Origin of the sequence: Streptomyces doebereineriae, from assembly GCF_031845645.1 — a bacterium.
GTDB lineage: Bacteria > Actinomycetota > Actinomycetes > Streptomycetales > Streptomycetaceae > Streptomyces > Streptomyces canus.
The window spans coordinates 118,432-136,927 of record NZ_JAVREZ010000020.1; the positions used below are offsets into that span (position 1 = coordinate 118,432).

General features: G+C 71.7%; 16 protein-coding genes. 10 read left to right on the top strand and 6 right to left on the bottom strand.

The genetic code is table 11. The features are described from left to right. The first annotated feature begins 267 nt into the window (after positions 1-267). From RNB18_RS40595 to RNB18_RS40625, 7 genes are all read left to right on the top strand, one after another. On the top strand, positions 268-1,131 hold the full coding sequence (locus RNB18_RS40595; protein WP_311719182.1) for a DMT family protein: 864 nt from the start codon (positions 268-270) through the stop codon (positions 1,129-1,131). Positions 1,132-1,274: 143 nt separating this feature from the next. Continuing rightward, positions 1,275-1,853 (top strand): antibiotic biosynthesis monooxygenase, encoded by a 579-nt coding sequence (locus tag RNB18_RS40600; RefSeq protein WP_311719133.1) that lies wholly within the window; start codon positions 1,275-1,277, stop codon positions 1,851-1,853. Positions 1,854-1,882: 29 nt separating this feature from the next. Beyond that, entirely contained in the window at positions 1,883-4,114 is a 2,232-nt protein-coding gene (gene pabB, locus RNB18_RS40605; protein WP_311719134.1) for an aminodeoxychorismate synthase component I, read from the top strand. After that, complete coding sequence (locus RNB18_RS40610; protein ID WP_311719135.1) at positions 4,111-5,637, top strand: benzoate-CoA ligase family protein; 1,527 nt, start codon at positions 4,111-4,113, stop codon at positions 5,635-5,637. Before pabB ends, RNB18_RS40610 begins: the two co-directional genes overlap by 4 nt. A gap of 71 nt (positions 5,638-5,708) precedes the next feature. After that, complete coding sequence (locus tag RNB18_RS40615; RefSeq protein ID WP_311719136.1) at positions 5,709-7,271, top strand: class I adenylate-forming enzyme family protein; 1,563 nt, start codon at positions 5,709-5,711, stop codon at positions 7,269-7,271. After that, positions 7,268-8,437 carry an FAD-dependent oxidoreductase gene (locus RNB18_RS40620; RefSeq protein ID WP_311719137.1) on the top strand — a complete coding sequence of 390 codons (1,170 nt, stop codon included), beginning with the start codon at positions 7,268-7,270 and terminating at the stop codon, positions 8,435-8,437. Before RNB18_RS40615 ends, RNB18_RS40620 begins: the two co-directional genes overlap by 4 nt. Before the next feature lie 13 nt (positions 8,438-8,450). Then, positions 8,451-9,245: an aminotransferase class IV gene (locus RNB18_RS40625; RefSeq protein WP_311719138.1), complete on the top strand. Its 795-nt coding sequence runs from the start codon at positions 8,451-8,453 to the stop codon at positions 9,243-9,245. 61 nt (positions 9,246-9,306) lie between these two features. Here RNB18_RS40625 and RNB18_RS40630 read toward each other — a convergent pair whose 3' ends face one another. Together RNB18_RS40630 and pdxR are read right to left on the bottom strand one after the other, a co-directional pair. Continuing rightward, positions 9,307-9,795: a carboxymuconolactone decarboxylase family protein gene (locus RNB18_RS40630; RefSeq protein ID WP_311719139.1), complete on the bottom strand. Its 489-nt coding sequence runs from the start codon at positions 9,793-9,795 to the stop codon at positions 9,307-9,309. A gap of 59 nt (positions 9,796-9,854) precedes the next feature. After that, positions 9,855-11,243: a MocR-like pyridoxine biosynthesis transcription factor PdxR gene (gene pdxR / locus RNB18_RS40635; RefSeq protein ID WP_311719140.1), complete on the bottom strand. Its 1,389-nt coding sequence runs from the start codon at positions 11,241-11,243 to the stop codon at positions 9,855-9,857. Between the two features lie 46 nt (positions 11,244-11,289). Here pdxR and RNB18_RS40640 point away from each other — a divergent pair, with 46 nt between their 5' ends. From RNB18_RS40640 to RNB18_RS40650, 3 genes are read left to right on the top strand one after another with little or no spacing between them, the layout of a single operon-like run. Beyond that, a complete protein-coding gene (locus RNB18_RS40640) occupies positions 11,290-11,787 on the top strand; it encodes a carboxymuconolactone decarboxylase family protein (protein ID WP_311719141.1) in 498 nt (165 codons plus the stop codon). Further along, positions 11,784-12,227, top strand: coding sequence for a carboxymuconolactone decarboxylase family protein (locus RNB18_RS40645; RefSeq protein ID WP_311719142.1), 444 nt, complete (start codon positions 11,784-11,786; stop codon positions 12,225-12,227). The genes RNB18_RS40640 and RNB18_RS40645 overlap by 4 nt, the downstream gene beginning before the upstream one ends. After that, entirely contained in the window at positions 12,224-12,946 is a 723-nt protein-coding gene (locus RNB18_RS40650; protein WP_311719143.1) for an isocitrate lyase/PEP mutase family protein, read from the top strand. The genes RNB18_RS40645 and RNB18_RS40650 overlap by 4 nt, the downstream gene beginning before the upstream one ends. Before the next feature lie 6 nt (positions 12,947-12,952). On the opposite strand, the gene RNB18_RS40655 is transcribed toward RNB18_RS40650, so the two are convergent. From RNB18_RS40655 to RNB18_RS40670, 4 genes are read right to left on the bottom strand one after another with little or no spacing between them, the layout of a single operon-like run. After that, positions 12,953-13,900 (bottom strand): ABC transporter substrate-binding protein, encoded by a 948-nt coding sequence (locus RNB18_RS40655; RefSeq protein WP_311719144.1) that lies wholly within the window; start codon positions 13,898-13,900, stop codon positions 12,953-12,955. Between the two features lies 1 nt (position 13,901). After that, positions 13,902-15,839, bottom strand: coding sequence for an ABC transporter permease (locus RNB18_RS40660; RefSeq protein WP_311719145.1), 1,938 nt, complete (start codon positions 15,837-15,839; stop codon positions 13,902-13,904). After that, positions 15,839-16,945 carry a quaternary amine ABC transporter ATP-binding protein gene (locus RNB18_RS40665; protein ID WP_311719146.1) on the bottom strand — a complete coding sequence of 369 codons (1,107 nt, stop codon included), beginning with the start codon at positions 16,943-16,945 and terminating at the stop codon, positions 15,839-15,841. The genes RNB18_RS40660 and RNB18_RS40665 overlap by 1 nt, the downstream gene beginning before the upstream one ends. Continuing rightward, on the bottom strand, positions 16,945-18,474 hold the full coding sequence (locus tag RNB18_RS40670; protein ID WP_311719147.1) for a GMC family oxidoreductase: 1,530 nt from the start codon (positions 18,472-18,474) through the stop codon (positions 16,945-16,947). Before RNB18_RS40670 ends, RNB18_RS40665 begins: the two co-directional genes overlap by 1 nt. Positions 18,475-18,496 lie beyond the last annotated feature (22 nt).

The window sequence follows — 18,496 nt, forward strand, 5'->3', positions numbered from 1 at the left end:
ATCCGGTGCCGCCCCTCCGTGGTGCCGCGCGCTGTGCGCGGACCTGCTCCCGTTCTGCGGCGATGGTTCCAGAGAGCGTGTGCGTCAGAGTGTGGCGACCGTAACGCGATCGGACGGGGTGCGACAACGCGTTTTCGCCGGGCGCTCGCGGACGCGGCCTCGGCGACACGGCTCGTGTCCGGCGGACAGCCTAGAGATCAGTGAGAGCCGGTCCGAAGCCAGCCTGCCTCTCGCCACCTCCCCTAAGGTCACTTCGTGCTCTTTGGAATGGTGTGTGCGCTGGGTGCCTCCGTCTGTTTCGGGACGGCCACCGTGCTCCAGGCGATGGCGGCGCGGGCGGCGGACACGGGCGGCCGCGACGGCGAGGGGACGGCGTTCGCGGTGACGCTGTTCCTGCGGGCGGTGCGGCAGTGGCGCTATCTGGCGGGGCTGGCGCTGGACGGGGTGGGGTTCCTGCTGCAGATCGCCGCGTTGCGGTCGGTCCCGATCTACGCGGTGGGCGCGGCGCTCGCGTCGAGTCTCGCGGTGACCGCGGTGGTGTCGGCGCGGCTGCTGCGGGTCCGGCTGAGCGCGGGCGAGTGGGGTGCCGTCGGGGTCGTGTGCGCGGGGATGGCGCTGCTGGGGATCGCGTCCGGGACGGAGGGCGACCGGGGCGGGCCGTCGGCCTTGAAGTACGCGATGCTCGGGACGGCGCTGGCCGTGCTGGGGCTCGCGCTGCTCGGTGGGCGACTGCCGGAGCGGGGACGGGCGTTGGCGCTCGGGCTGGGGGCCGGGTTCGGGTTCGGGGTGGTCGAGGTGGCGGTACGCCTGATCGACTCGCTCGCGCCGTCGGCGCTGCTGGCCAACCCGGCGACGTACGCACTCCTCGTCGGCGGCGGTGCGGCCTTTCTGTCGCTGACCTCGGCGCTGCAGCGGGGGTCGGTGACCACGGCGACGGCCGGGATGGTGATCGGGGAGACGATCGGGCCGGCGCTGGTGGGGGTGGTGTGGCTCGGGGACCGTACCCGGGAGGGGCTGGCGTGGGTGGCGGTGCTGGGTTTCGCCGTGGCCGTCGCGGGGGCGTTGGTGCTGGCCAGGTTCGGGGAGGCCCCGGAACATTCCGCCCCGCATTCCCCTTCCCGAATTCCATAAGGGTTACTTGAGTTACTTCCGGTACAGCTCGACAGAATGAGCCATGCCGACCGAAAGACCGATAAAGGGTCACGATCCGGACAGTCGAAAAAAGCTTCGTTGAATATTTGAACGTGTTGTGAAGGCCTTGCGTATACGACGGCGTGAGCAGTAATCCCGTCACCGTCACCGTGGCCTATCACGTGGTGCCGGGCCGTGAGGCCGACTTCCACTCCTGGGGGTGGGCCATGCTGGCCGCGAGTGCGCAGCAGCCGGGCTTCCTTGGAGGTGGCGTCCTTGTCGACCAAGAGGCGGAGTGGCATGTGGTCTATCGCTTCGTCAGCGAGGGAACGGCCCGGGCCTGGGAGGATTCGCCCGTCCGGACCCAGTGGGACGGCCGGGCGGTGGGCTTCGCCCGGGAGACGGAGCGCAGGAGCGTGCGGGGCTCCAAGACGTGGTTCGACTCGCAGACCACCACACCGAAGCCGCCCGCCCCGCCGGCGAAATGGAAACTGTGGTTCGTGAACATGAGCGCGGTTTTTCCGCCGGTGCTCCTGTTCAATCTGATCGTTCTTCCTTATCTCGGCGGACTCAATCCGCTCGTCCGCACGCTGCTGTTATGCCTGTGTGTGACGGCTCTCGTCACCTGGATTCTCATGCCCCGGCTTCAGCGTTTCCTCAGGAAATGGCTGTATCCGCCGCTCCAGGCCCTTCGCGGCCGGCACAAAAGACGGACCGCATAGGTCCGGAACGAACCGAGGGAGGTGGGCGGGTGAAGACCCTGCTCATCGACAATTACGACTCGTACACGTACAACCTGTTCCAGCTGATCGCCGAGGTCAACGGCGAGGAACCGGTCGTCGTCCTCAATGACGCGGTCGGCGCCCTTCCCGATCTCGGGGCATACCTCGCGCGATTCGACAATGTCGTGGTCTCGCCCGGACCCGGGCACCCGGCCGAACCGCGCGACTTCGGACTGAGCACCGCCGTGCTCGCCGAGTCGCCGATTCCCGTCCTGGGCGTCTGTCTGGGACACCAGGGCATAGCGCTCGGCGAGGGAGGCCGGGTGGGACCCGCCCCGGAGCCGCGGCACGGTCATCTGTCGACGGTCCGGCACGACGGACGGGACCTGTTCCGGGGGCTGCCGCAGGAATTCACCGCGGTCCGCTACCACTCGCTGGCCGTGTCCGAGCCGCTCCCGCAGGCGCTGGAGGCCACCGCCTGGGCCGAGGACGGCGTGCTGATGGGGCTCAGGCACCGCAGCCGGCCACTGTGGGGCGTGCAGTTCCATCCGGAGTCCGTGCTCACCGACTACGGCCACCGCATGCTCGTCAACTTCCGCAATCTGACGGCGGAACGGGCCCGCAGGCCGCGTACGAAGAACACCGCGGTGCCCCCGCCCGAGGCGGTGATCCCCCGGCCCGCGCGGGTCGTCCCGCGCCCCCGGCCGGCTGCGCCCGCCTACCGTCTGCACACTCGGCGCATCGCCGGCGCGGTCGACACCGAGGCCGCCTTCACCCGGATGTACGCGGCGTCGAGGCGGGCGTTCTGGCTGGACAGCGCGCTGGTCGAGGACGGGCGTTCGCGGTTCTCGTTCTTCGGTGACGACAGCGGTCCGCTCGCGGAGTTCGTCCGGTACGACGTCGAGAGCGGAAAGTGCGAGATCGAGCGGGCCGGGCGGCCGACGAGGAAGGTCGCGGCGAGCGTCTTCGACTATCTCGGACGGCAGTTGACGAGCCGCCGGGTGGACGGCGCCGGGCTGCCCTTCGACTTCACCGGTGGCTATGTCGGCTACTTCGGCTACGAGATGAAGGCCGACTGCGGCTCACCGAACCAGCACACCTCCGGCGTCCCGGACGCCTGCTGGCTGTTCGCCGACCGGTTGATCGCCGTGGACCATCTGAAGAGGTTCACCTACGCGGTCTGTCTGGCCGAGGACACCCCGCAGGCCACGCGGGAGGCCGAGGACTGGCTGGAGAGCACGCTGGCCCAGCTGACCTTCGTCGCCACCGAGCCGGACCCGACGGCGATACCGCTGCCGACACCCACCGGAGCCACCGACCCCGGCCTCGACCCCGACCTCGGCGCCGCCGAGCCCTGGCTGGTGCGGGACCGGGCGACCTATCTCGCCGACATCGAGTCCTGCGGACGCGAGCTGCGGGCGGGCACCAGCTACGAGGTCTGTCTGACGAACGCGGCCCGGTTACCCGCCCCGCCGGACGCGTACGAGTTCTACCGGGTGCTGCGCCGGGTCAACCCGGCCCCCTACGCGGCGTTCCTGAGGTTCGGGGACGTCGACGTGGCCGGTTCCTCCCCCGAGCGGTTCCTGCGGATCACCCGGGACGGGATCGCCGAGGCCCGGCCCATCAAGGGCACCGCGCCGCGCGGGGCCGGGCCTGAGGAGGACGCCCGGCTGCGGGACGCACTGGCGTCGGACGCCAAGACGCGCGCCGAGAACCTGATGATCGTCGACCTGCTCCGCAACGACCTGGGGCGGGTGTGCCGGACCGGCTCGGTGCGGGTGACCCGGCTGATGGCCACGGAGACGTACGCGACCGTGCATCAGCTCGTGTCCACCGTGGAGGGGCGGCTGCGGGAGGGGACGGATGCGGTGGAGTGCGTGCGGGCCTGTTTTCCCGGTGGCTCGATGACCGGGGCGCCGAAGCTGCGCACGATGGAGATCATCGACTCCCTGGAGACCGAGGCCCGCGGGGTCTACTCCGGCGCCCTCGGCTATCTGGGGTGCGGCGGGGGCGCGGATCTCAACATCGTCATCCGTACGGCCGTGTTCGCCGACGGGCTGATGCAGCTGGGCGCCGGAGGTGCGATCGTCCTCGACTCCGATCCGGTCGCCGAGTACGACGAGATGCTGCTGAAGACGGCGGCGCAGATGAAGGCGCTGCACCTGCACACCGCGGAGCGGACAGCGGAGCAGCGGCGACACACAGCCGTCCGCGCCGACGCCCGCGGAGGGCACACGGCCACCGAGGAGCCGGTCCGATGACGACTGCCCAGCCCGTGCTGTCTTCGGCGGGGTTCGACGCCCCCGGCAATCTCGCCGCCCAGCTCGCCGATCTCGCCGAGCGGCGCGGCTGGGTGGACCGGCCCGCCTTCCATCAGGGCCACCGCGCCTGGACCCACGGCGAGGTGCACGCGCTCGCGGCCCGGGCGGCCACCGTGCTCGCCGGTCACGGCATCGGGCCGGGTGACCGGGTGGTGTTGGCGTTGCCGGACGGGATCGCCTGGGTGACGGCCTTCCTGGCCGTGGCGCGCCTGGGGGCCGTCGCCGTCCTGGTCAACCCCGAACTCCCCGCTGCCGACCACGCGTTCATGGCCACGGACGCCGGCGCCGCGCTGTGTGTGACGGGGCCGGGTCTGGAGGACCGGTTCGCCGAGCGGCCCCGGCTCGGCTCCGACCAGCTGCTCGCGCTCACCGCCTCCGCCGAGCCGGCCCCCGCCCACCGGGTCGACGCGCACACGCCGTTGTACGTCCAGTACACGTCGGGCACCACGGGCCGTCCCAAGGGGGTTGTGCACACGCACGGCGACCCGAAGGCGTACCACGACCTCATCGGCCGGCGGCTGCTGCGGGTCGGCCAGGACGACGTCACCCTGTCGGTGTCGAAGCTGTACTTCGCCTACGGCTTCGGCAACGCCTTCGTCTTCCCGCTCTTCTCCGGCTCCTCCGCCGTACTCGTGGACCGGCGCCCGACCCCGGCCGCCGTGGACGAGCTCATCGCCCGGCACCGGGTGACCCTGCTCTACTCCGTGCCCTCCGCGTACGCCGCGCTGGTGGCCGACCGGGGCAGCGGGCACGAGGCCTGCTTCGCCTCGGTGCGGGCCGCGGTGTCGGCCGGCGAAGGTCTGCCGGAGGGGCTCGGCGGACAGGTCACCGAGCTGCTCGGTGCGCCGGTGCTGGAGCAGATCGGCTCCACCGAGGCCGGTCACGCCTTCTGCGCCAACGGCTTCGGCCACAACCGTCCGGGCACCGTCGGCCGCCCCGTGCCCGGCTTCGAGGTGGAGCTGCGCGACCGCGCAGGCCACCCGGTCCCGGACGGCACGGAGGGCGAGCTGTGGGTACGCGGCCCGACGGTGACCCCCGGCTATCTCAACCGGCCCGAGGAGACCGAACGCACCCTGGTCGGAGGCTGGCTGGCCACCCGTGACCGGGCGGTTCGCGAAGCCGACGGCACCTACCGGCATCTGGGCCGCGCCGACGACATGGAGATGGTCGGCGGCATCACCGTCTCCCCGCTGGAGGTGGAGGCCGTACTGCGCACCCACCCGGCGGTGAAGGAGGTCGCGGTCGTGGCCGTCACCGACGGGAGGGGGGTCGGCCGGCTGCGGGCGTTCGTCGTCCCCGTCGCCCCGGTCCCCGACGGAAGTCTCCAGGAGGACCTTCTCGGCCTGGCCCGCGCACAGCTGGCCGCCTTCAAGGTGCCCAGAAGCGTGAGCCTCGTCCCGTCGCTCCCCCGCACCCCGACCGGCAAGCTCCGCCGTCACCTGGTCCGCCGGGGCGCCTGGTGACCGACCACGGCAAGGACGCCCCGCAGGCACCGCACCAGCACCGTAGCCGCACCGCTGAGAGGAACGCCCCCATGCGAGAGCAGCAACCCTCCTTCACCGACCGGGGTTTCTACCTGGGTCCGGTGTTCCGCCGGGCGGCCGACCGGCACGGCGCCGTCTTCGTGACCCTGGACCGGCCGCTGGACACCCATCCCGCGCTCGGTGTCGATCTCACCTACACGGCGTTGGCAGAGGTCGTCGAGGATCTGTCCGGACGCCTGTGGGAAGCGGGGGTGAGGCCGTCGGAGCAGGTGGTCGTCCACAAGACGGACAACGTCGACATCGTGCTGCTGGCCTGCGCGGTCTCCCGTATCGGCGCGGTGCCCGTGCTGCTCTCCCCCGGGCTGGCCGGTGAGGTGGTCGGGGAGTTGATCGAGCGGCTCAGGCAGCCGTGGCTGGTCACCGACCGGGCCAAGCTGGAGGGGCCGCTGATGGGGGTCGGCCTCCGGGTGCGGCAGGTCCTCGCCGTGGACGACGCGCCGGGCGCCGAGCGCCTGGAGAAGTACGCCGGCACCGAACCCCCGCCGCTCGTACGCCTGCATCCCCGCGAACCGGCGCTGATCACCCACAGTTCCGGCACCACCGGCCTGCCCAAACTCGCCGTGCACTGCGCGAACACCATGTGGAACCGGCTCGTACCGCAGAAGGCGATGGGCTGGCCGACGCGCGGGGAGACCGCGGCGCTGCACATGTCGTTCGTGCACTCGCGCTTCTACCATCTGCTCGGCGTCCTGCTGCACTTCGGCAGCCCGCTGGTGCTGATCACCGACCCGGACCCGGCCGCCGTGGGACCGCTCCTGACCAGGCACCGGCCGGGCATCGTGGAGACCCACCCCAACACGTTCGTGCTGTGGGAGGAGTTGGCCGACGCGCCCGGTGCCCCGCTGTCGCGGGTGCGGTCCTACGGATCGACGTTCGACGCGATCCACCCGCGCACGGTACGGCGGCTGCTGGGTGCCTCGAAGCGCCGTTCGCCCTGGCTGATCCAGCTGTACGGGCAGAGCGAGACGGGTCCGGTCGCCTTCCAGTGCTTCACCCGGCGCAGTGCCGCACGCGCGGACGGGCGGCGGGTAGGGATCGGCATACCCGGCTTCACCCGCGTGCGCGTGACGGGGCCGGGCGGTGAGCGGGTCGCCGCCGGGACCAGCGGCCGTATAGAGGCCCGTACCAGGGGCCGCATCCTCACCTACCTCGGCATGCAGGACCGCTACGACCGTCAACTCAACGACGGCTGGTGGGAGATGGGCGACATGGGCTACCGCAGTCGCCTCGGCACCCTGCATCTGATCGACCGGGAGATCGACCGGATCGACTCCGTGCACAGCAATCTGGAGGTCGAGGACACCCTGATGGAGCGCCTGGAGGAGCTCCGGGAGGTCGTCATCGTGCCGGGTGCGGACCGGGAGCCGGTGCCGGTGGTGTGCGTGCGCGGGGAGCAGCCGCTGGACCTCGGGCGCTGGCGGGAGGCGACGGCCGATCTGCCGGCGATGGCCGAGCCGCGGCAGTGGCGGTTCGAGGAGCTGCCGATGACCGCGACCTGGAAGGTGAAGCGGGTCGAGATCACCCGGATGCTCGCGGCGGGTGCGCGCGCGTGACACCGGTCGTGGTGGTCGGCGCCGGCCCCGTGGGTCTGTCGGCGGCCCTCGCGCTGCGGGCGCGCGGGCAGGAGGTCGTGCTGCTGGAGGCAGAGCCGCAGGACCGTGAACGCCCCGGCAGCCGGGCCCTGTTCGTGCACCGCGAGACGCTCGCGCTGCTCGACGGGATGCGGCCGGGACTGGCCGACGAGATCACCGGGTACGGGCAGACCTGGCGGACCCGGCGGACCCTCTACCGGGGCCGCGAGGTGTACTCCCGCACCTATCCGCCGACGGAGGGCCCGCCGCCCTTCACCAGCCTGCGCCAGGTGGACACCGAACGCTTCCTGCGGGGCGCGTGTGAGCGGGCGGGTGTGGAGTTCGTGTGGGACGCACGGGTGCTGGACGTCCGCACGACGGCGACCGGGGTCCGGCTGAGCTGCGGCGACGGCCGGGAGTGGACCTGTGCGTACGCCGTCGCCGCCGACGGTGCCCGGTCCGCCGTGCGGGGCGCGCTGGGCATCGCCATGGAGGGCGAGCGGGGCGAGGGCTTCCATGTGGTCGTCGACGTGGCCCACACCCCCGGTGCCGAGCCGGCGCCCGAGCGGATCTTCCACTACGAGCATCCGGGCGCCGGCGGGCGCAGTGTGATGCGGGTGCCGTTCACCGGGGGCTTCCAGGTCGACCTGCAGTGCCGGGACGACGACCGCGAGGAGGAGTTCGGGACCGAGGAGGCCGTACGACGATGGCTTCCGGCGGTGGTGGGCGAGGGGTACGGCGAGCGGATCCTGTGGGTGTCGACGTACCGCTTTCTGCGCAAGGTGGCCGCCTCGTTCACCGATCCGCACCGGCGGGTGCTGCTTGTCGGGGAAGCGGCGCATCTCTTCCCGCCGTTCGGGGCGCGGGGCATGAACAGCGGCATCGCGGACGCGGCGGCAGCGGCGGAGGCCATCGCGGGCGGGACGGTCGAGGCCTTCGCCGACGTACGGCGGTCCGCGGCCCTGTTCAACAGCACCGCCGCCGGGGCCGCGCTGGACCATCTGCGGCCCCGGCGCCGGATCGTCCGGGCCCGTCAGCGGGCGGCGGCGGCGCTCGCGCCGGTGCTGCCGTGGTGCGGCTCGTGGCTGGAGCACGCGCCGTACGGGCCACGGCACGGAGCGCCGGTGAACGCCGGCCGAAAATACTGAGGAAGGAGCGGCTGTGACACAACCGGTCGTCGTGGAGGGGCTGTCGGCGTGGTCACCGGCCCGTGGGCTGACCCCTGCCGCGGAGCCGACGACACCCCTGCTCGCCGCGGACTCCTGGCTGGTGCGGGACGGCAGGGTGCGCGGGCTCGAACGCCACCGGGAGCGGTTCCTGCGGACCTGCGGCGAGGTGGGCGGGCCGCCGCTGCGCCGGCTGCTGGAGTTCTGGCGGGACATGACCGACGCGCTGCCCCGTACGGGCGAGTGGTTCCCCCGTGTCGAACTCGCCTCCGGTTCACTGGAGTTGCGGCTGCTGTTGCGGCACGCTCCCCCGCTCGGTACCGGCGTCAGGGTCTGGGCGACCGGCCAGGCCGATCCACGGACCGTGCCCCGCCGCAAGGGGCCGGACCTCGGCACCCTCGCCCGGGTGCGCGAGCGGGCGTCCGGTGCGGGCGCCGAGGAGGCGGTGCTGGTCGCGCCCTCCGGCTCCGTGCTGGAGGCGGCCACCGCCAGCGTGCTGTGGTGGGAGGACGACACGCTGTGCCTGCCTCCGCCCCGGCTGCCGGTCCTGCCCGGGGTGACCGTCGCCCTCGTCCAGGAGCGGGCCCGGCGCGAGGGCATCCCCGTCGCCCACCGCGAGCGGACCGTGGCCGGGCTGGACGGCCGTGAGGTGTGGCTGGTGAACGCGCTGCACGGAATCCGGCCGGTGACGGGGTGGACCGGAGAGCCGTTGCGGGCGGCACCGGCACAGCGTGCCCCGGAATGGCGGGCGTGGCTGGACAGCCTCATGGAGCCGCTGCCGAGCAGGTGAATTCGCTACCGAGAAATGCGCCGGACCATATACGGCCCGGCGCATTCAAAGGTGCCTGAATTCAATTCTTCGGCGCCGGCTGATAACCCCCCGGCACCATGCGCGTGGCAATGGCGATCCGGTTGTACGCGTTGATGACGGTCGCCGCCCAGATCAGCGCCGCGATCTGCGTCTCGTCGAAGACCTCCGCGGCCTCGGCGTAGACCGCGTCCGGCACCTGACCGTCGTGCACCAGGGTCACGGCCTCGGTCAACGCCAGTGCGGCGCGCTCGCGTCCGGTGAAGAAGGGGGTCTCCCGCCAGGCGTTCAGGGCGTAGACGCGCTGCTCGGTCTCGCCCGCCGCACGGGCGTCCTTGGTGTGCATGTCGAGGCAGAACGCACAGCCGTTGATCTGCGAGGCGCGGATCCGGATCAGTTCCAGGAGTTCCGGTTCGACCTTGGCGTCGTGGGCCGCGGAAACGGCGGCGGCGTGCAGGGCGCCCATCGCCGCCGACACGTCGGGGGTGCTTTTCTTCAGGGCCACACGGGATATGGATGCGCTGTTGTTCATGGGGCGACTCTATCCACGCGACCGTATTCGTGAATGGGGAACAGCTGAAATGGGCGGTGTTATTCGGGCAGCACCGCGCACAGCGCCTCCAGCGCTGTCGACCAGGCGTGGTCCGGCGGTGTCCCGTAGCCCACGACGAGCGCGTCGTGCCGCTCGACGGTGGCCTCGGGATGCTGGTAGCGGTGCAGCCCGTGGACCGCGAGGCCCTGCCAGGCCGCCGCCCGCAGCGCCGACTGCTCGGTGCCCGGCGGGAGCCGCAGCACCACGTGCAGACCGGCGGCGATCCCCGTGGCGTGGACGTTCGGGGCCCGCCGCGCGAGCTCGGCGACCAGGGCGTCGCGGCGGCGCCGGTACCGCAGTCGCGCGGCGCGCACATGACGGTCGTAGGCACCGGAGACGAGGAACTCGGCGAGGGTCAGCTGGTCGAGGGAGCCGCAGGAGTCGATGCCGCCTTTGGCGGTCAGCACCTCCTCCATGAGGCCGGGCGGCAGCACCAGCCAGCCCAACCGGAGGCCGGGGGCGAGGGACTTGCTGGCCGTGCCCGCGTGGACGACGTGGTCGGGGTCCAGGCCCTGGAGGGCACCGACGGGCTGGCGGTCGTAGCGGAACTCGCCGTCGTAGTCGTCCTCGACGACCAGGCCGCCGGTGCGGCGCGCCCACTCGACGACGGCCGCCCGCCGGTCGCGGTGCAGGGTGCCGCCCATCGGGAACTGGTGGGCGGGGGTGAGCAGCACCGCGTCCTGGTCGGTCAACTCCCCCGGGTCCGTGCCGCGTTCGTCGAACGGCAGGGGCACGGTCCGCAGACCGGCGGCAGCGAGCAGGTTCCAGTGCACGTCGAGGCCGTACGACTCCACGGCGACCGTGCGGGCACCCCGGGCCCGCAGCACCGCGCCGAGGAGGCGCAGGCCGTGCGAGAACCCGGCGCAGACCAGGATGTGTTCGGGGTCGGCGCGCACCCCGCGGGCGCGGGAGAGATAGCCGGCGAGGGCGGTCCGCAGTTCGATGCGGCCGCGCGGGTCGCCGTAGTCAAGGGCCTGGTAGGGGGCGGTGGCGAGGGCACGACGGGCGGCCTTGAGCCACTGCGCGCGCGGGAAGGAGGCGAGGTCGGGGGTGCCGGGGACGAGGTTGTGGGTGGGGCGCCCGGGTACGCGGGGCCGGGGCGGGGCGCCGGTCGGCGGGACGACCGTACGGTCCGAGACGCGGGTGGCCGAGCCCTGGCGGGCGGTGAGCCAGCCCTCGGCGACCAGGTCGGCGTAGGCGTCGGCGACGGTGTTGCGGGCGACGCCCAGGTCGGCGGCGAGGACGCGGGAGGAGGGCAGTCTGGTGCCGGGTGCGAGGCGGCCGGTGCGGACGGCCTCGCGCAGGGCGTCGGTGAGGCCCCGCCGGACGCCTCCTCCGGTGGGTTCCAGGTGCAGGTCGACGCCGAAAGTGGCCCAGGGTTTCGCCATGGAAGTGGACCATACCCCTGGGCTGCCTGGCTCCTAGGGTCGAGGCATGACCACAGAGGAAGCCGTCCGGTACAGCCCCGAGCACACACCACGTCTGTCCTGGGCCCAGCATGCCCCCGAGGTCTACAAGGCGATGCTCCGTCTCGACACGGCCGCCCGGCGTGGCCTCGACCCCCGGCTGCTGGAGCTGGTGAAGATCCGCGCGTCGCAGCTCAACCACTGCGCGTTCTGCCTCGACATGCACTCCAAGGACGCCCTCGCGGCCGGTGAGAGTGTCGAGCGGATCATCCAGCTCGGCGCGTGGGAGGAGTCGCGGCACTTCTACACGGAGAAGGAGGCCGCGGCCCTCGAACTGACCGACTCGGTCACGGTCCTCACCGACGGGTTCGTGCCGGACGAGGTGTACGACCAGGCGGCCAAGCACTTCGAGGAGGCCGAGCTGGCCCAGCTGATCGCCGCGATCACGGTGATCAACGCGTGGAACCGGTTCGGTGTGACCTGCCGTATGGTCCCGGGCCACTACGAGGCGGGGAAGCACCAGTGAGCCGTACGGAGGTCCTCGACCGCGAGGTCGGCCGGGCCCTGTCCGCGCTCAGCGCCGCCGCGAAACGAGGGCTCGGCGACCCCGCCCTCGCCGAACTCGTCGTCATCCGGGCCTCGCAGCTCAACCACTGCGCTTTCTGCCTGGACATGCATCTCGGGATCGCCCGCGAGCACGGGGTGAGCGAGAAGCAGCTCGATCTGCTCGCCGCCTGGGAGGAGGCGGAGGGCGTCTACGACGAGCGGGAGCGGGCCGCGCTCGCGCTGACGGAGGCGGTGACCGTCCTGACGGACCGGTTCGTGCCGGACGACGTGTGGGCCGCTGCCGCCAAGCAGTTCGACGACGGGCAACTCGCCCATCTCCTCGGTCTGGTCGTCGCCATCAACAACTGGAACCGGGTGATGGTCGGTCGCCGGATCCCGCCGGGGGGTTACCGGCCGTGAGGAAGGTGGAGGTCTTTCGCGCCCTGCACCGCAGCCGCCTCCCGGGCGATCCGCTGGTGCTGCCCGGCCCCTGGGACGCCATCAGCGCCCAGGTGTGCGAGGAGGCCGGGTTCCCGGCGCTCGCCACGCCCAGCGCGGGGATCGCGGCCGCGCTCGGACACGAGGACGGGTCCACACCGGCCGACGAGATGTTCGCCGCGGTGGCGCGCATCTGCGGGGCAGTGGACATCCCCGTGTCGGCGGACGTCGAGGGCGGGTACGGGCTGGCGCCGAAGGAGCTGGTGGAACGGCTGCTGGCGGCGGGTGCCGTGGGCTGCAACCTCGAGGACTCCCGCCAGGGTGTCCTCAAGGACTCGCGCGAGCACGCCGAGTGGCTCGCAGAGGTGCGGTACGCGGCCGGTGACCAGCTGTTCGTCAACGCCCGCGTGGACGTTTTCTCGTACGGCGACGGCGATCCCGAACGGGCCATCGAGCGAGCCGCGTTGTACGTCGCCGCGGGCGCCGACTGCGTCTATCCGATCGGCGCCCCAGTGAGCGTGCTCCCCCTGCTGAGGTCCGGTATCCAGGGGCCGGTCAACATGTTCGCCCGACTGGACGGCGAGGGCCCCTCGCCCACCGAACTCGGTGAACTCGGGGCCACTCGCGTCACGTTCGGACCGGGGCTGCAGCGGAGGATGGCCCGACAGCTGCGGGAGAGCGCCGACCGCCTCCAGCGATAGGGCTGTTCAGGACAGCCACGCCTTCCACGTCGACGCGTGGCTGTCCACCCACTTCTTCGCCGCCTCCTCCGGCGTCAGCTTCTGGTCGGCGATCATCAGGGAGACCTCGTTCTGGTCCTCGGTCGTCCACTTGAACCTCTTCAGCAGGGCCGCCGCCTTGCCGCCGGACTTGGCGAAGTCCGTGTTGAGGTACTTCTGGAGCGGGGTGTGCGGATAGGCGCAGGTGATCTTCGCCGGGTCCGCGTCGCAGCCCTCCTTGTAGGCGGGCAGCTTCACCTCGGTCATGGGGACCTTCTCGAACAGCCACTGGGGGGCGTACCAGTAGGTCAGGAAGGGCTTCTTCTCCTTGGCGAACTGCCTCATCTGGGTGATCTGCGCGGCCTCCGAACCGGCGAACACCACCTGGTAGTCCAGGTCCAGGTTCTTCACCAGCGCCTTGTCGTTGGTGACATAGGACGGGGAGCCGTCCATCAGCTGGCCCTTGCCGCCGCTCTCCGCGGTGCGCAGTTGCGAGGCGTACTTGTTGAGGTTCTTCCAGTTGGTGACGTCCGGGTGCTGTTTGGCGAAGTACGTCGGGACGTACCAGCCGATGTGCCCGGTCACACCGAGCCCGCCGCCCGGCGTGATCGTCTTCTTGTCCTTGACGTACCGCTGTTCCTGCTCGGGGTGGCCCCAGTCCTCCATGATGGCGTCGACCCGGCCCTGGCTGAGCGCGTCCCAGGCGGGGACCTCGTCGACCTGGACGGTGTCGACGCGGTAGCCGAGCCTGTGCTCGAGGAGGTACTGGGCCACGGCCACGTTGGCCTGCGCGCCGACCCAGGACTGGACGGACAGGGTCACCGACTTGGCACCCTGCGCGTTGGCGAAGGGCGAGGCCTGCTTGGTCATGTCGGCGGCACCGCAGCCGGTGAGCAGCACAAGGGCGCCGCCCACCGCGATCGCACGTACTCGCATGTCAGGCTCCCTTCCCCGTGCGGCGTTCGGTCGGCTGGGTCACCCGGTCGAGCATCAGGCCGAGGCAGACGATGGCTGCGCCCGCGACCAGGCCGGTCGCCAGGTCGCCCTGGGCCAGGCCGAAGACGGTGTCGTAGCCGAGCGCGCCTCCGCCGACCAGGCCGCCGATGACGACGACGGCGAGGACGAGCACCACGCCCTGGTTGACGGCGAGCAGCAACGCGGGCCGGGCCAGCGGGAGTTGGACCTGCCGCAGCTGCTGCCAGCTGGTCGCGCCGAGCGACCTCGAGGACTCCATCGCGGCCGGGTCGACCTGGCGCAGGCCCTGCGTGGTGATGCGGACGACTGCGGGCAGCGCGTAGACGACGGCCGCCGCCGCGGCGGGCGCGCGGCCCACGCCGAACAGCGCGACGACCGGGATCAGGTACACGAACTGCGGCATGGTCTGGAAGACGTCCAGGACGGGCCGCAGCAGCCGCTCGACGCGGTCGCTGCGGGCCGCCGCGACGGCCGTCGCGAAGCCCAGGACGAGGGTGACGGCGACGGCCGCGAGGACCTGCGACAACGTGTCCAGCGCGGGTGTCCACACACCGAGGACGCCGATCGCGGCCATGGCGAGGACCGCGGTGAGCGCGGTGCGCCAGGTGCCGATCAGCCAGGCCAGAGTGGCGACGATGAGCAGCACGGACCACCAGGGCAGCCCCTGGAGCCCGTCGCGGACCGGGTCGAGGACCCAGGTGGTGAAGTGGCCGGCCCAGTCGGCGGTGCCGCCGACGACGGGGACACCGGAGTAGAGGTGGCCCGTCATCCAGTCGACGGCCCGGTTGACCGGCTCGGCGATGTTCAGGGTCCAGGCGTCCGGCCAGTCGAGACGGCCCAGCAGACGTCCGGCCACCGCCACGACGACGGCTCCGGCAAGGGCGTACGCCCATCCCGCGCGCCCTCGTGGCTCGGTGCCGTCGCCCGCCGCGCCCGTCACCCGGTCGAGGACAACGGCGAGCAGCACGATCGGGATGCCGGCCGCGAGCGCCGCGCCCACGTCGACCGAGGCCAGCGCCTGGTAGACGCGGTCACCGAGGCCGGCGGCGCCGATCACGGACGCGATGACGGCCATCGACAGCGCCATCATGATCGTCTGGTTGAGGCCGAGGAGGAGTTCCTTGCGGGCCAGCGGGATACGGGCGGTCAGCAGCCGCTGGCGGGCGGTGGTGCCGAGCGACTCGACCGCCTCCAGGACCTCCTTGTCCGCGCCCTGAAGGCCGAGCGCGGTGAGGCGGGCCATGGGCGGGGCGGCGTAGACGACGGTCGCGAGGACGGCGGCGGGCACGCCCATGCCGAAGACCAGGACCACCGGGAGGAGGTAGGCGTAGGCGGGCATCACCTGCATGGTGTCCAGGACCGGACGCAGGATCTTGTCCATACGGCGGGACAGCCCGGCGGCGAGGCCCAGCAGGACACCGACGACGACCGAGGCGAGGACGGCGACGACCATCAGGGCGAGGGTCTGCATGGTGGGGACCCACATGCCGAGCAGACCGCAGGCGAGGAACGCCGCCGTCGTGCCCACGGCGAGCCTGACGCCGGCGACCCGCCAGGCCACGAGGGCGCCGAGCGCGGTGACGCCGGCCCAGCCCGCGCCGAGCAGGACGAGATACACGGCGCGTACGGAGATCACGACCGCGTTGCTGACGTAGCCGAAGAAGTAGAGGAACAGCGGGTGGCTGTCGCGGTTGTCGATGATCCAGTCGCTCGCCTTGGAGAGCGGGCTCGTGAGGTCGACGGTGAGGGCGCTCGGCCAGCTGCCGCTGGCCCAGCGGGCGTTGGCGAGCGGCACGAGGACCGCAGCGGCGAGGGCGATGAGCAGCAGCTTGTGGACCGCCCGGTGCCTGAGCAGACCGGTGGGCAGGGCGCGGGGCGTGGACGCGGTGACGGTTGCCATCAGACGGCCTCCTTGCGGAGCTCCGTTCCGGCGGCGCCCTTGCCGAGCTCCGTTCCGGCGACGACACCGAGCAGGCGTTCGTGGTCGACTACGCCGAGGCACCGTCCGTTCTCCACGACGCACGCCGGCCTGCCGCTGCCGGCGACGACCTTGATCGCGTCGGCGACGACGGAGTCCGGGGCCAGTGCGCCCGGGTGGGTGGGGCCCGCGCAGTCGCCGGGCTTCATGGCCCTGCGGACCGTCATGACCTGTTCGCGGGGCACGTCCCGGACGAACTCGCGGACATAGCCGTCGGCCGGGGAGCCGACGATCTCCTCCGGGGTGCCCAGCTGGACGACCTTGCCGTCGCGCATCAGGGCGATGCGGTCGCCGAGTTTGAGGGCCTCGCTCAGGTCGTGGGTGATGAAGACCATCGTGCGGCCCTCCTCACGGTGCAGGCGGACGACCTCCTCCTGCATGTCCCGCCGGATCAGCGGATCGAGCGCGCTGAACGGCTCGTCGAAGAGGAGGACCTGTGGGTCCACCGCCAGCGCCCGGGCCAGGCCGACGCGTTGCTGCTGGCCGCCGGACAGCTGGGCGGGCCTGCGCTGTTCCATGCCCTCCAGGCCGACCTTGGCGACGACCTCGGCGGCCCGCGCCCGGCGCTCGGCCTTCCCCATGCCCTGGATCTCCAGGCCGTACGCCACGTTGTCGAGGACCGTGCGGTGCGGCAGGAGGCCGAAGTGCTGGAAGACCATCGCGGCGCGGTGGCGGCGCAGTTCGCGCAGCCGGGACTTGTCCATCGCGCGGACGTCCTCGCCGTCTATGCAGATCGTGCCGGCGGTCGGCTCGATGAGCCGGGTCAGACAGCGCACCAGCGTGGACTTGCCGGAGCCGGACAGGCCCATGACGACGAAGACCTCGCCCTTGCGGACGTCGAAGCTCACGTTGCGGACGGCCGCAGTGCAGCCCGTCTGCGCGCGCAGATCGACAGGGTCGAGGGCGGACAGTTCGGCGTCCTCGGGAACGCGGTCCGCCTTGGGGCCGAACACCTTCCACAGGCCGTCGACGGAGAACACGGCCTGGTCCGTCGTCGGCGGATTCTCCATGGTCGCGGTCGTACTCATCACGCACCACCTCCCAGCAGGTCTACGGCTTTCTCGCCGACCATGAGCACCCCGATCATCGGGTTCACGGCGGTCATGGTCGGGAACACGGACGCGTCGGCGATGCGGATGCCGTCCAGGCCCCGGATCCTCAACTCGGGGTCCACCACGGCCAGTTCGTCGTCGGTGGCACCCATACGGCAGGTGCCCGCCGGGTGGTACACGGTGTGCGCGACCTTGCGGGCGTACTCGCTCAGCTCCTCGTCACCGGTGACGTCGGGGCCGGGGCACACCTCCCGCTTCAGCCAGCCGGCGAGCGGTTCGGCCCGCGCGATCTCGCGGGCGATTTTGATCCCGTCGACGAGGGTGCGGCCGTCGTAGTCGTCCTCGTCGGTGAAGTAGCGGAAGTCGAGGGCGGGCTTCACCTCCGGGTCGGCGCTCGTGAGGTACAGGCGGCCGCGGCTCTTCGGCTTGGGGATGTTCGGGGTCATCGAGACCCCGTACGCCGGGCGTTCATAACCGAGACGTTCCGGGTTGTCCGTGAAGGGGACCTGGTAGAAGTGGAACATCAGGTCGGGGCCCGCGTGTTCGGGGTCGCGGCGCACGAACAGGCCCGCGTCGGAGTCCATCGCGGAGTTCTCGGGGATCGGTCCGTTCGTCTCCCAGACGATCACCGACTCGGGGTGGTCGAGGAGGTTCTCGCCGACGCCCGGCAGGTCGTGCGCGACCGGGATGCCGAGCGCTTCGAGGTCCGCACGGGGGCCGATGCCGGAGTGGAGCAGCAGACGCGGCGAGTCGACGGCGCCGGCGCACAGGAGGACTTCGCGGCGGGCCCTGATCAGGGTCTCCTCGCCGTCCTTCGTCCGCACGTGCACGCCTTCCGCACGCGTGCCGTCCAGCTCCAGCTTGTACGCCCAGGTCTCCAGGAGGAGGCGGAGGTTGGGCCGCTCGTCCATCACCGGGTGCAGATACGCCACCGACGCCGACGAGCGCTTGTTGTTCTCCGGGTGGTAGGCCAGGTCGAAGAAGCCGACCCCGTCGTCGAACGGCTTCTTGTTGAAGCCCTCGACGCGGGGCACGTCCAGCGCCTTCTGGGCCGCGTCGACGAAGTCACGGGCGATGGCGTTCCGGTCCTTCTCGTCGACCGGGACGATGTTGTTCTTCAGCCGGGCGTAGTACGCCTCCATCGGCACCGCGCCCCAGCCCTTGGCGCCCGCCTGCTCCCACTCGTCCCAGTCGGAGGGCAGCGGCTTGAAGGCGATCAGGGTGTTGTGGGAGGAGCAGCCGCCGAGGACCCGGGCGCGGCTGTGCCGGATGTGGGAGTTGCCGCGCGGCTGTTCGGTGGTGGGGTAGTCGTAGTCGAGTTCGCCGCCGAGCAGGCCCATCCAGCGCCGCAGGGTGAGGACGTCGTCTCTGCCGACATCGCTCGGGCCGCCCTCGATGACGGCGACGGTGACGTCGGGGTTCTCGGTGAGACGGGACGCTATGACGGAACCTGCCGTTCCGCCGCCGATGACGACGTAGTCGTACTCCTGTTTGGGGTCGGACATGGGGGTACTCCAGGGAAGTCTT

Bases quoted from the DNA above. Each gene is read 5' to 3' on its own strand.
- RNB18_RS40595 (WP_311719182.1), top strand. From the start codon at position 268: ATGGTGTGTGCGCTGGGTGCCTCCGTCTGTTTCGGGACGGCCACCGTG.
- RNB18_RS40610 (WP_311719135.1), top strand. From the start codon at position 4,111: ATGACGACTGCCCAGCCCGTGCTGTCTTCGGCGGGGTTCGACGCCCCC.
- RNB18_RS40615 (WP_311719136.1), top strand. From the start codon at position 5,709: ATGCGAGAGCAGCAACCCTCCTTCACCGACCGGGGTTTCTACCTGGGT.
- RNB18_RS40630 (WP_311719139.1), bottom strand. From the start codon at position 9,795: ATGAACAACAGCGCATCCATATCCCGTGTGGCCCTGAAGAAAAGCACC.
- pdxR (WP_311719140.1), bottom strand. From the start codon at position 11,243: ATGGCGAAACCCTGGGCCACTTTCGGCGTCGACCTGCACCTGGAACCC.
- RNB18_RS40640 (WP_311719141.1), top strand. From the start codon at position 11,290: ATGACCACAGAGGAAGCCGTCCGGTACAGCCCCGAGCACACACCACGT.
- RNB18_RS40655 (WP_311719144.1), bottom strand. From the start codon at position 13,900: ATGCGAGTACGTGCGATCGCGGTGGGCGGCGCCCTTGTGCTGCTCACC.
- RNB18_RS40660 (WP_311719145.1), bottom strand. From the start codon at position 15,839: ATGGCAACCGTCACCGCGTCCACGCCCCGCGCCCTGCCCACCGGTCTG.
- RNB18_RS40665 (WP_311719146.1), bottom strand. From the start codon at position 16,945: ATGAGTACGACCGCGACCATGGAGAATCCGCCGACGACGGACCAGGCC.
- RNB18_RS40670 (WP_311719147.1), bottom strand. From the start codon at position 18,474: ATGTCCGACCCCAAACAGGAGTACGACTACGTCGTCATCGGCGGCGGA.